Here is a 12,634-nt window from a genome sequence, read left to right on the forward strand (position 1 = left end):
CAAAATGTTAGGGAAAATCCTAATCAAAATCAATTAGGATAAGTGCTAGATTTATAGTTAGAACAAAGTATGTAGAACTAGGTGGGAATTTACATATGTTAAAATCGAGATTTTTTAAAAAAGTAGAAAAGTTCAATGGTAATTTCACTCAACTAGAAGAAGATTCAAGACGTTGGGAAAAATTATACAAAGAACGTTGGTCACACGATAAGGTAGTCCGTACAACACATGGTGTTAACTGTACTGGATCATGTAGTTGGAATGTTTATGTTAAACAAGGGATCGTTACTTGGGAACATCAATCGACTGATTACCCATCTTGTGGACCCAATATGCCAGAATTTGAGCCCCGTGGTTGTCCTCGTGGTGCCAGTTTCTCATGGTATGAATACAGTCCATTACGGATAAAGTATCCATATATTCGTGAGCGACTATGGAAAATGTGGCAAGATGCCAAGGATCAATTTGAAAATCCAATTGATGCCTGGGAATCTATCGTCACTGATCCAGAGAAAACTAAATCATATAAGAGTGTGCGTGGACATGGTGGTTTGATCCGTGTTAAATGGGATGATGCAACTGAACTTATTTCAGCCATGCTTTTATATACCATTAAAAAATATGGACCTGATCGAATTGCCGGATTTTCTCCAATTCCTGCAATGTCGATGTTGAGTTACGCTTCAGGTGCCAGATTCATGTCATTGATTGGTGGAGAAATGTTAAGTTTCTACGATTGGTATGCCGATCTACCACCAGCATCACCTCAAGTTTGGGGTGAACAGACTGATGTTCCTGAATCTAGTGACTGGTATAACAGTCAATATTTGATGATGTGGGGTTCTAACGTTCCATTAACTAGAACACCGGATGCTCATTTTATGGTTGAAGCTAGATATAAGGGAACAAAGGTCGTTTCGATCAGTCCTGACTATGCGGAAAATGTAAAATTTGCTGACAACTGGCTAGCACCAAATCCTGGATCAGATGCTGCTTTAGCACAAGGATTCACTCATGTTATTTTGAATGAATATTACAATAATCAACAAGTTCCATACTTTACTGACTATGTTAAAAAATTCACTGATTTACCATTCGTTATTATGCTTGATCAAAGTGAAAATAATGAAGAGCATGTTGTATCAGGTCGTTTCTTAAGAATTTCAGACCTTAAAGATACCAATGAAGCTAATCCAGAATGGAAACCAATGTTAGTTGATGAACCGACTGATAAATTGGTCGTTCCAAACGGAACAATTGGTCAAAGATGGGATAAGAGCGAAAAATGGAATCTGGATCTAACTTCAGAATTTGGTCGTGAGATCAGTCCTAAACTTTCATTCTTGGGTGAAGACTATAAAGTAATTGATATGCCTAATTTCGATAATGAAGGTAATTCAATTTATTGCAGAACTATCCCTTGTCGAGAGATCACTTTAAAAGATGGATCGAAGAAATATATTACGACCGTGTTTGATTTAATTATGGCTCAATACGGTATCAAACGTAAAAAGATCGATGTTTATGCAGCTAAAGGCTATGACGATGCGGACAGTCTGTTTACACCAGCTTGGCAAGAAAAAGTTACCGGCGTGCGTTCTGATCTAGTTGTTCAAATAGCACGTGAGTTTGCACAAAATGCAGCTGATACTAAAGGTAAATCCATGATCATCGTTGGTGCAGGTATTAACCACTGGTTTAACAGTGATATGACGTATCGTGCCATTATTAATATGCTGATGCTAACAGGATGTATCGGTGTTCAAGGTGGTGGCTGGGCTCACTATGTTGGACAAGAAAAATTACGTCCGGCTGAAGGTTGGGCTAACATTGCTTTTGCCAATGATTGGCAACCTGGTGGCGCCCGTCAGCAACAAGGAACATCATTCTTCTACTTTGCAAGTGATCAATGGAAATATGATGAACTTGATAACGAAGGAATGAAGTCGCCAGTCAAAACAATTGAGGATGGATATAAACATCCAGCTGACTATAATCAAATGGCGATCAGATTAGGTTGGATGCCATCATATCCACAATTTGATCGTAATAATTTGAATTTTGTAAAAGATTACAAGACAACTGATATTAAAGAAATATCTAAGAAAGTCGTTCAAGAGTTAAAAGATGGCAGTCTTCATTTCGCTGCTGAAGCACCAGATAAAGATATCAACCAACCTAAGGCTTTATTCATTTGGCGTTCTAACTTATTCTCATCATCTGGTAAAGGTCAAGAATACTTTATGAAACATATCCTTGGTTCAGAGAATGGTTTATTGGCTAAACAAAGTGAAAACTTTAAGCCAGTTGATATGGAATGGGATGAAAAGAGTGTTACTGGTAAATTAGATCTTGCCGTAGCATTTGATTTCAGAATGGTAACGACACCACTTTATTCAGATATAGTTTTGCCAGCAGCAACTTGGTATGAAAAAGAAGATCTTTCAAGTACCGATATGCATCCATTCATCCATCCATTCAATAAAGCAGTCGATCCACTTTGGGAATCACAAAGTGACTGGCAAGCTTTCAAGCATATTTCAAAACGATTCTCAGAAATGGCTAAAAAGTATTATAGTGAACCACAATACGATTTGAAGACCCAACCGCTAGGTCATGATTCAATGGGAGAAATCTCACAACCATACGGTAAGATCAAAGATTGGAAACGTGGTCAAATTGAACCTATCCCTGGCAAGACTATGCCAAGCTTGTCATTAGTAAAACGTGATTATACGGCTGTTTATGATAAGTATGTTGCTTTAGGACCAAACGCTTGCGGCAAAGTTGGATCAAATGGATATAGTTACAGCGTAGCTGATGAATATAACGAATTGAAAGATATTATCGGAACATATTCTGATGGTGTCGATAAAGGCTATCCAAAACTTGATGAGGATAAAAATGTTGCGGAATCAATTCTTCATCTTTCAAGTGCTTCAAATGGTCATGTGGCTAAAAAAGCTTGGGAAGATGCAGAAGAGATAACTGGTAAGAAATTAACAGATATTTCAGCAGGTTTAACAGAGAAACAAATGACGTTTGCTAATATCACTGCTCAACCTAAAGAGGCTATCCCAACACCAATTTTCTCTAGTGCGAAACATGATGGTGACAGATATTCACCATTCTCTGTCAATATCGAAAGAAATGTTCCATTTAGAACTTTGACAGGACGTCAACAGTTCTATCTAGATCATGAGATCTTCCAAGAATATGGTGAGGAGTTAGCAACTTATAAACCAACACTTCCACCACATGTTTTAGGACCAGCTGATACTAAAGTTGAACCGGCTGATAAAGAATTAACACTTCGTTACCTAACACCGCATGGTAAATGGAACATTCATACAACCTACCAAGATAATCTATACATGTTGACCTTATTTAGAGGTGGTCCAACTGTTTGGTTGAGTTTGGATGATGCTAAAAAGATCGATATTAAGGATAACGATTGGGTTGAACTTTATAACAAGAATGGTGTTGTAACTGCAAGAGCAGTTGTTTCACAACGTATGCCTGATGGCACAATGTATATGTATCATGCTCAGGATATGGAAATTGAAGAACCATTATCAACAATTACTGGTAACCGTGGTGGTAGTCACAATGCTCCAACACAGATCCACGTTAAACCAACTCAAATGGTTGGTGGTTATGCTCAATTGAGCTATGGATTTAACTACTATGGACCAATCGGTAATCAAAGAGACTTATATGTAAATGTTAGAAAATTAAAGGAGGTCAAGTGGCATGAAAGTTAAAGCACAAATTTCCATGGTATTGAATCTGGATAAGTGTATTGGCTGTCATACTTGTTCAGTAACATGTAAACAGACATGGACAAATCGACCAGGCGCTGAATATATGTGGTTTAACAACGTTGAAACAAGACCTGGTGTTGGTTATCCTAAAAAATGGGAAGATGAAAGTCATTACAAGGGTGGCTGGAAACTTAATCGTAAAGGTAAATTGGAATTACGTGCCGGTAGCAAGTTAAATAAAGTTGCTCTGGCTAAGATTTTTTACAATCCTGATATGCCTAATCTAGACGATTATTACGAACCATGGACTTATGATTATCAAACACTTTTTGGAAAAGAATCAAAACATCAACCAGTTGCACGTGCAAAATCACAAATTACTGGTGAATATATGGACCTTACCAATGGTCCTAATTGGGATGATGACTTGGCCGGTTCAGACCGCAGTTTTGGTGAAGATCCTAATATGCAAAGTATTGAATCAGACATCAAAGGTAACTTTGAAAGAACCTTTATGATGTATCTTCCAAGACTTTGTGAACACTGTTTGAATGCTGCTTGTGTCGCTTCATGTCCAAGTGGTGCCATGTATAAACGTGACGAAGACGGAATTGTTTTAGTCGATCAAGAACGTTGTCGTGGCTGGAGATTTTGTATGACAGGTTGCCCTTATAAGAAGGTCTACTTCAACTGGAATACAAATAAAGCCGAAAAATGTACATTTTGTTATCCAAGAATTGAAGAAGGTTTACCAACAGTTTGTTCTGAAACTTGTGTTGGTAGAATCAGATATATCGGGGTCATTCTTTATGATGCTGATCGAGTTGCAGAAGCTTGTGAGGAACCAGATGATACAAAACTTTATGAAGCTCAATTAGGATTATTCCTTGATCCTAATGATCCAGAAATTGTTGAACAAGCATTAGCTGATGGTGTAGATATGGAAACAATCAGATGTGCTCAAAAATCACCTATTTATAAGATGGCAGTTGAACAAAAAATTGCTTTCCCACTACATCCTGAATACCGTACAATGCCAATGGTTTGGTATGTGCCACCATTGTCACCAATTATGAATTATTTTGAGGGAAAGAATTCAATCAAGTATCCTGAAATGATTTTCCCTGCAATCAATGAAATGCGTATCCCGGTTGAATATTTAGCAAATCTTTTGTCAGGTGGAAATACCGAAGTTATTAAGAGTGCATTATATAAATTAGCAATGATGAGATTATATATGAGAGCAAAGACTAGCGGTAAAGACTTTGATCCTGAAAAATTGGATCGTGTCGGATTAACTGAAGATTCAGCTACATCACTATATCGTTTACTTGCTATTGCAAAATATGAAGATAGATTTGTTATTCCAAAGAGTAAAAAAGAAAAAGTTGCTCCTGTTGCTGAAGACCAAGGTGGATTGGGCTTTGAGCAATGTAACGGTTGTGCATTAGCTCCAGTTCATGGAAGTATGCTTCGTAAAGCCAAGGCTGGTGAATCAACTAAAGACATTTACGCAGAAAGCTTCTACGGAGGAATTTGGCGTGATTAATATTGAAAAGTTAAATTCTTTAAAACAAGGTTTTGTCTATCTTTCCAGATTATTGGATTATCCGCAACAATCTATCTTAACTGATGATTTTATCAATGATTTTAAAAATGACTATGCAGAAACACCATCAAAGGAAAAATTGCTAGATATAATTTATAAAATGCAAAGATATTCATTAGAAGAATTAAAAACACATTATGTTTCACTTTTTGAGTTGAATAATCGTTATACTTTATATATGAGTTATTATAAAATGACGGATTCAAGAGAAAGAGGACAACTCTTAGCCAAATTGAAGATGCTTTATGAAATGTTTGGAGTGCGAATTGATGGGACAGAAATGTCTGATTATTTGCCGCTAATGCTAGAATTTCTGGCTTTTAGTGATTGGAGAAACGATGATCGTCAACAAGATTTACAATTACTATTCTCCGTTATTGAAGATGGTACTTATAATTTGTTGAAGAATTCTAAAGTACAGTCAGATGATTCGTACTTTGAGATTATCAAAATCGTTAGAGCCGAGTTCAAGTCTTGTCTTGAAGGTAATTCTGTTCAAGAGGGGGAAGTAAGTAATGGATAATGTTTGGGGCTATATCTTATGGGTAATATTCCCTTATGTTGCTTTAGGATCATTCTTCTTTGGTACAATTATTCGTTTAGCTTTATACGGTGGAAATATAACTGCTAAATCTAGTGAATTATTGGAAAAGAAGCAATTAATGGTGGGAAGTATTTTATTCCACATCGGAATTATTTTTGTATTCTTTGGACATGTCGTTGGGATCTTTATTCCTAAATCATTTACTGATTTTTTAGGTATTCCAAATGAGGTGTATCATATGGGTGCTTTAGTAATGGGAGGATTAGCTGGATTTATGGCTTTGGCCGGGATGTTGATCTTATCTTATCGTCGATTTTCTAATAAGCGTGTTTTCAGAACTAGTTCTTTTAGTGATTTAGTAGTTAATGTTTCATTCTTGATAGTTATTGTTTTAGGATTGAGTGCTTCATTAATAGAAGGTACTATTTTTCATCCCGAATTTAACTATCGTTTAAATCTTTCAGTCTGGGCTCGTCAATTGTTTTATTTCCACCCAGATTATCATTTGATGTTACAAGTTCCGATCGTCTTTAGAATTCATGTTATATGCGGATTACTTATCTTTGCCTTTTTCCCATATACAAGATTAGTTCATGCCTTAACTTTGCCATGGCAATATATCTTTAGACGTCCGATTGTCTATCGTAAAAAAGGCTTGAGAGGAAGATCAAAATAGTAATCAAAAAAAATCAAAATAAATTTTTAATTACATTAACGTTTATCGTACTAATAATTCTAATATTTTGTTCGATGATGATTGGACGATACAACTTGTCGATGACCGAGGTTTCTAAGTTCTTTTTTGGCAACGCTAATAGCGCAACCAAATTGATTTTAAATCTTAGATTCATTCGTATCATTGCTGTGATTTTAGTTGGCGCTGGTCTATCTATGGCTGGCGCCACTTTTCAATCTGTCTTCAATAATGGTCTAGCTTCACCGAACATTCTTGGTGTCTCTACTGGTGCAAGTGTCGGTGCGGCAATTGCCATTTTGAATAATGCTCCAATTTATATAATTGAGTTGGCGGCTTTTGTAATGGGAGTTGTCACGGTTGTTTTGACACTAGTGATCGACAGTTTTTTGCATAGTAAATCCAGTATTGGTTTGATTTTGTCAGGAATAATTATGTCCGGTTTAATGCAATCAATTTTAGGATCTGTTAAATATGTCGCCGATCCTGAAGACCAATTACAAAGTATTGTTTATTGGGAAATGGGTAGCTTTATGAAGGTTGATAAACAAGCACTATATTCAGTTGGACCCGTAATAATAGTAGGGATAATTTTCTTGCTTGTTACTAGATGGAGATTAAATACTTTATCACTAGATTTAGCTACCGTTAAAACAATCGGTATTAATCCTAGATTGAATCGAAATGTCATGATTGCTTTTGCAACATTGTTGACTGCTGCAGCAGTTTGTCTTTGTGGCGTTATTGGTTGGATCGGGTTAGTCGTACCGCACATTAGTAGACAAATAGTTGGGGATGATAATCGTTATGCCTTACCAATGTCAGCAGTTGTCGGTTCAGTGCTGTTGTTGATTTCTGATACTATTGCCCGGAGCATCTCTGTGAATGATATTCCTTTAAGCATCGTTACAGGATTTATCGGGGTACCGATTTTTATTTTTATCTTAATAAAAGGAAGGAATATTGGTGTTTAGTTTAGTAACCAGTAATTTGTCATTTTCATATAAAGATTCCAACACTATTAGTAATGTTGATTTAAAAGTTGAATCAGGTCAGGTTCTGGTGATCTTGGGCCCTAATGGTATTGGTAAAAGTACACTTATAAACTGCCTGAGCGGCGTTTTTAACAATTACCATGGCAGTATAAAATTAGATGGTGACGAATTAAAAAAAATTAGCAGTAAAGAATTATCACACAAATTGGCTCTAGTTAGTCAGGGAGTTAATATAAATACCAATCTGAGTTTGTTTGATTATCTATTGTTAGGACGAAGTTCGTTTCATTCTATTTTCAGCCAACCAAATAAGATCGATGAAGAATTAGTAGATAAAGTTATCGATCGAATTGGTTTAGATGATTTAAGATCCACTAGCTTGCAAAATATGAGTGGTGGACAAAAGCAATTGGCTAGTATTGGTCGTGCTTTGGTTCAAGAACCTAAATTATTGATTATGGATGAACCGACATCGGCACTGGACTATAAAAACCAAGTTAAAGTTTTAAAATTAGTTAAAAGACTTTCAGATCAAGGCATTGCAGTTGTGATGAGTACCCATGATCCCAATCAAGCAACGATGGTTGCTAGTAATGTTGGTCTATTGATGAGTAGAGAAACTTATCATCAAGGTTCAACTGAGGAAATTTTAAATGATGAATATTTATCGAAATTGTACCAAACGCCGATTATTTCTACTTTTAATGAAGTATTGCAACGAAATGTTTTTGGAATAGGAATGGGGTAATTATGAGGAAATTTAAAACATTAATCATTTTGACTTTAGGAATATTATTCTTGTTTATGGGTGGATCGAAAGTTCAAGCTGCTGCAACTAGAACAGTAGTTGATAATACTGGTAAAAAAGTAAAGATACCAAAAAAAGTTAAACGTGTCGCTGATTTATGGCATGCTAACAACCCCATTTTTTTAATGTTGGGTGGTGAAAACCAATTAGTGGCAACCACTCAATTGATTCATGATAATGCTTTGCTGACAGATCTATATCCAGAAGTTAAAAAACAAGCCGTGCCTTTTAATGGTGATAGTTTTCAATTGGAAGAATTGATCAAACAAAAACCAGATGTAGTAATTAGTTCTGATGACGCGCAGATCGAGACAATCAAAAAAGCTAATATTCCAGCAGTAAATTCGATGTTTCAGGATTTCACAGGATTAAAGAAAACGGTTACACTTACTGGTGATATAATAGGCGGTAAGGCTGATAAAAAGGCTAAAGCTTATAATAAACAATTGGATAGTGATATTAAAAAAGTTAAAAGTAAAGTTTCAAAGTCTAAAACTAGACCAAGTGTTTTGCATATCGTAAGTAAAGCGGATCTAACCAAGGTCGATGGTAAAAAGACGATCGTTGACCAATGGATAAATATTGCCGGTGGCAAAAATGCTATTAAGACTAAAGGGAATATGATTGAAATTTCTGCCGAAGAAATTATCAAAGCAAATCCCAACATTATAATAGTAGGTGGAACCACAAGTAAGAATGCTTTGAAACTTCTAAAAAAGGATTCACGTTTTTCGTCGTTAAAAGCAGTTAAGAATAAAAAAGTATACGGTAATCCAACAGGTATTTTCGCACTTGATAGATATAGCGCTGAGGAAGATTTGCAGATCTGGTGGGCTGCTAAATTATTCCATCCTAAACAGATGAAAGATGTTAATTTAAAAAATAAATTTAGAAGCTTTTATGTGAAATACTTTGATCATAAGTTTACTGACAAAGAACTTGAAAAGATTTTATCCGGGGAGGTCATTAAATGAGTTTAATTAAAATAACTGATCAACCCATTAATACAGATGAACTTACAAAAAGTTTAATTCATCCTGAATTTGGCGGAGTAGATATTTTTATTGGAAATATCCGTAAGTTTACTGATGAAATCGAAACTGAAAAAATTGAATATACGACTTATAAGCAAATGGCTGAAAAAGAAATGCAAAAATTGGCTGATCAAGTTTTAGCTAAAGGAATGGATGTTGTTATGGTTCATCGCGTCGGTGAACTTGAACTAGCCGATATTGCGGTATTTATCGGAGTCGCCGCCCCACATCGAGCGGAGGCATTTGAGAATTGCCAATTTTTGATCGACCAGTTAAAAAAGACCGTACCGATTTGGAAAAAGGAGTACGATCGAGACAAAATACGTTGGGGAGGTTTAGGAGAATGAAAGTAAAACTATTTTCAATTTTGGCAGAAGAAATTGGTTCAACAATTGATTTAAGTTTGAATGACGGTTTTTATGCTAAAGATGTTAAAGATAGTATTAAAAAAGCTTATCCTGATTTTTCAGATATTTTAGATCAATCGTTAGTTGCAATTAATGAAGAATATGCTAATGATGAAGCTTTTAAGTTAGCCGATGTAACAGAAATAGCAATCATTCCACCTGTTAGTGGGGGCTAGAATTTATAACGAATGGAGATATTTAATATGGGAAGTAAATCCAGATCTTATTTTGCTTTGGCAATGGGAACGTTAGCGATGATGGTGTGCTTTATGGTGTGGCTTAGTTTAGCACCCATGATCGATATTATTCTAAAGAATGCAGGTGTTGAGGTTTCAGAGCTACAAAGATCATTACTTTTAGCTACACCTATTTTGCTTGGTTCTATCATGAGAATCCCAATGGGGATCATGAGTGATAGATTTGGCGGTAAAAAGACTTATATAATTTTAATGTTATTTTTGATCATTCCAGTCTTGATGATCCCAAGAGTTCATTCATATGGAATGTTGGTTTTTTCAGCACTCTTATTGGGTATGAGTGGTACTTCTTTTGCTATTGGTGTTTCGTATGTAACTAGATTTTTCCCACCGGAAAAACAAGGTTTAGTTTTAGGTATTGCTGGTGTAGGTAATATTGGTACTGCATTTTCAGCCTTCTTTTTCCCAAGATGGGTTAAAACGATTGATTTAAATGGAGTATTTTACGTTTTGATTGGATTATTAGTTTTATTTATTATTTTATTACTATTCAGTCCTGAATCAGAGACGAATAAGAACGCTAGTCTTGTTGCATCCCTATCCGTTGCAAAAGAGCGTGATACTTGGTTGTTAGCACTATTTTATTTCTTAACATTTGGTATGTTCATGTCAATGACTAATCTTTTATCAACTTTTATGGTGGGATTATTCCACGACAATTTGGTTGATGCTGGATTATGGGCTGCCTTATTTGCGGTAATTGGTACTTTAGTACGTCCAGTTGGCGGTTATTTGTCTGATAAAATTAGACCAATGTCATTATTGCGGTATGACTTTATCTTAATTATCATTGCTGCTATTGTTTTGGGAATCTTCTTAGAAACAAAAGGAATATTTACGACTATTATTGTTGCACTCGCTATTTTAGTTGGTTTAGGAAATGGGATTATCTTTAAGATGGTACCATTTGTTTCATCAGGTAATACCGGTGCTGTTACAGGATTTGTTGGAGCCATGGGTGGACTTGGCGGTTATTTCCCACCAATTATTCTTGGATTAATTAAACAAATGACCGGAAGTTATAAAATTGGAATATATCTGATAGCTATTTTTGGTATAATATGTTTAGTATTATTACAGAAAATATATATTTCTGGTAGCAGAAGAATCGTTAGCTAAAGGAGTCCAATTATGAGTGAAGAACAAGCACAAGATCCAAAGGTTCAAGCAGAAACAGAACAAGTAACAGAAGCATTGGAGAGCGTTATTGATCCAGAATTGGGAATCGATATTGTAAACCTTGGTTTGATCTATGGAATTGATATTAAAGGCAGTCATTGTACTGTAACGATGACTTTAACAACTATGGGTTGTCCTTTGAGTGATATGATCAATGACGATATTAATAAAGCCGTTAAGTCCGTTGAGGGGCTTGATACTTGTGAAATAAATCTTGTTTGGTATCCAATTTGGGATATGAGCAAGATGAGCCGTTTCGCACAAATTGCCTTAGGTATTCACGGATAATAAAAAAAGTTCTAAGTAGAGATCAAATTTTCTACTTAGAACTTTTTTAATCCAACTGAATGCTTATTAAGAGAGTTTAAAAAAGAAAAGTTGTAACCTAATAAACAGTGGAAAGTGAAAGGAGTCGGAAATGACGAAATTAAATAGTTTAACAGATACATACACATTAAGTAATGGTGTTAAAATTCCTATCGTAGGTTTTGGAACTTGGCAAACTCCAGATGGTGAAGTTGCTAAAGAAAGTGTTAAATCTGCAATTGAGGCAGGATACCGTCATATTGATACAGCTGCAGCATATGGAAACGAAGACAGCGTAGGTGAAGGTATTAAAGCTTCTGGTATTAAACGTGAGGATCTATTCTTGACAACTAAATTATGGAATGATGATCATGGCTATGAATCAACCAAGAAAGCAATGGATAAATCATTGTCAGAATTGGGCGTTGATTATGTAGATCTATACTTGATACACTGGCCTAATCCAGTTAAGTTCCGTGATAATTGGAAAGAGGTTAACGCCGAAACATGGCGTGCAATGGAGGAGCTATTAAAAGAAGGAAAAACTCGTGCCATTGGTATTTCTAATTTCCGTCAGCATCATATGGACGAACTTTTGAAGACTGCTAAAGTTACACCGATGGTCAATCAAATATTTTTGAACCCAAGTGAATTACAGTCAGAAGTAGTAGCCTATAATAATGCCCATAATATTTTAAGTGAAGCATATAGTCCACTCGGTACTGGTAAAATATTTGGCGTTCCTGAATTAAAAGATATGGCTTCAAGATACGGTAAGACAGTGGCTCAATTAGTATTACGCTGGTCATTGCAACATGGATTCTTGCCACTACCAAAATCAGTTCACGCTGATAGAATTAAAGAAAATACTGATCTTTTTGATTTTGAAATTTCTGATGCAGATATGAAAACAATTGATGGTCTTCATGGTCTTGCCGGTGAAGTTCAAGATCCTGATACAGCCGAATTTTAAAAAATTCAAATTATTTGTTATTAATCGTTAGCGGCCGTAAACTAAATGTGAGGAAGAGATAGCT

At 35.6% G+C, this 12,634-nt stretch carries 12 protein-coding genes; all 12 read left to right on the forward strand.

What is annotated here, in order from left to right; genetic code table 11:
- Positions 1-95: 95 nt before the first annotated feature.
- Positions 96-3,764, forward strand: coding sequence for a nitrate reductase subunit alpha (locus EKM77_RS01015; RefSeq protein WP_125591755.1), 3,669 nt, complete (start codon positions 96-98; stop codon positions 3,762-3,764).
- Positions 3,754-5,313, forward strand: coding sequence for a nitrate reductase subunit beta (gene narH, locus EKM77_RS01020; RefSeq protein WP_125591757.1), 1,560 nt, complete (start codon positions 3,754-3,756; stop codon positions 5,311-5,313). The genes EKM77_RS01015 and narH overlap by 11 nt, the downstream gene beginning before the upstream one ends.
- Positions 5,306-5,896: a nitrate reductase molybdenum cofactor assembly chaperone gene (narJ, locus tag EKM77_RS01025; RefSeq protein WP_125591759.1), complete on the forward strand. Its 591-nt coding sequence runs from the start codon at positions 5,306-5,308 to the stop codon at positions 5,894-5,896. The genes narH and narJ overlap by 8 nt, the downstream gene beginning before the upstream one ends.
- The gene (gene narI / locus EKM77_RS01030; RefSeq protein WP_125591761.1) at positions 5,889-6,593 is read left to right on the forward strand and encodes a respiratory nitrate reductase subunit gamma; all 705 of its coding nucleotides are present in this window, start codon (positions 5,889-5,891) and stop codon (positions 6,591-6,593) included. Before narJ ends, narI begins: the two co-directional genes overlap by 8 nt.
- A gap of 62 nt (positions 6,594-6,655) precedes the next feature.
- Positions 6,656-7,585: a FecCD family ABC transporter permease gene (locus EKM77_RS01035; protein WP_225425177.1), complete on the forward strand. Its 930-nt coding sequence runs from the start codon at positions 6,656-6,658 to the stop codon at positions 7,583-7,585.
- Positions 7,578-8,354, forward strand: coding sequence for an ABC transporter ATP-binding protein (locus tag EKM77_RS01040; protein ID WP_164507680.1), 777 nt, complete (start codon positions 7,578-7,580; stop codon positions 8,352-8,354). Before EKM77_RS01035 ends, EKM77_RS01040 begins: the two co-directional genes overlap by 8 nt.
- 2 nt (positions 8,355-8,356) lie before the next feature.
- Positions 8,357-9,388 (forward strand): ABC transporter substrate-binding protein, encoded by a 1,032-nt coding sequence (locus EKM77_RS01045; RefSeq protein WP_125591767.1) that lies wholly within the window; start codon positions 8,357-8,359, stop codon positions 9,386-9,388.
- The gene (locus EKM77_RS01050) at positions 9,385-9,795 is read left to right on the forward strand and encodes a molybdenum cofactor biosynthesis protein MoaE (protein ID WP_125591776.1); all 411 of its coding nucleotides are present in this window, start codon (positions 9,385-9,387) and stop codon (positions 9,793-9,795) included. The genes EKM77_RS01045 and EKM77_RS01050 overlap by 4 nt, the downstream gene beginning before the upstream one ends.
- Positions 9,792-10,031, forward strand: coding sequence for a MoaD/ThiS family protein (locus EKM77_RS01055; protein WP_125591778.1), 240 nt, complete (start codon positions 9,792-9,794; stop codon positions 10,029-10,031). The genes EKM77_RS01050 and EKM77_RS01055 overlap by 4 nt, the downstream gene beginning before the upstream one ends.
- A 27-nt stretch (positions 10,032-10,058) precedes the next feature.
- Positions 10,059-11,231 carry a nitrate/nitrite transporter gene (locus EKM77_RS01060; protein WP_125591780.1) on the forward strand — a complete coding sequence of 391 codons (1,173 nt, stop codon included), beginning with the start codon at positions 10,059-10,061 and terminating at the stop codon, positions 11,229-11,231.
- A gap of 12 nt (positions 11,232-11,243) precedes the next feature.
- Complete coding sequence (locus EKM77_RS01065; RefSeq protein ID WP_125591782.1) at positions 11,244-11,579, forward strand: metal-sulfur cluster assembly factor; 336 nt, start codon at positions 11,244-11,246, stop codon at positions 11,577-11,579.
- Positions 11,580-11,709: 130 nt separating this feature from the next.
- Positions 11,710-12,570 (forward strand): aldo/keto reductase, encoded by an 861-nt coding sequence (locus tag EKM77_RS01070; protein WP_125591784.1) that lies wholly within the window; start codon positions 11,710-11,712, stop codon positions 12,568-12,570.
- Positions 12,571-12,634: the final 64 nt, after the last annotated feature.

It is taken from the genome of Companilactobacillus baiquanensis (genome assembly GCF_003946605.1).
In the GTDB taxonomy this organism is placed as follows: domain Bacteria; phylum Bacillota; class Bacilli; order Lactobacillales; family Lactobacillaceae; genus Companilactobacillus; species Companilactobacillus baiquanensis.

Coding starts and splice junctions, on each gene's coding strand:
- EKM77_RS01015 (WP_125591755.1), top strand. CDS start 96: ATGTTAAAATCGAGATTTTTTAAAAAAGTAGAAAAGTTCAATGGTAAT.
- narH (WP_125591757.1), top strand. CDS start 3,754: ATGAAAGTTAAAGCACAAATTTCCATGGTATTGAATCTGGATAAGTGT.
- narI (WP_125591761.1), top strand. CDS start 5,889: ATGGATAATGTTTGGGGCTATATCTTATGGGTAATATTCCCTTATGTT.
- EKM77_RS01045 (WP_125591767.1), top strand. CDS start 8,357: ATGAGGAAATTTAAAACATTAATCATTTTGACTTTAGGAATATTATTC.
- EKM77_RS01050 (WP_125591776.1), top strand. CDS start 9,385: ATGAGTTTAATTAAAATAACTGATCAACCCATTAATACAGATGAACTT.
- EKM77_RS01055 (WP_125591778.1), top strand. CDS start 9,792: ATGAAAGTAAAACTATTTTCAATTTTGGCAGAAGAAATTGGTTCAACA.
- EKM77_RS01060 (WP_125591780.1), top strand. CDS start 10,059: ATGGGAAGTAAATCCAGATCTTATTTTGCTTTGGCAATGGGAACGTTA.
- EKM77_RS01065 (WP_125591782.1), top strand. CDS start 11,244: ATGAGTGAAGAACAAGCACAAGATCCAAAGGTTCAAGCAGAAACAGAA.
- EKM77_RS01070 (WP_125591784.1), top strand. CDS start 11,710: ATGACGAAATTAAATAGTTTAACAGATACATACACATTAAGTAATGGT.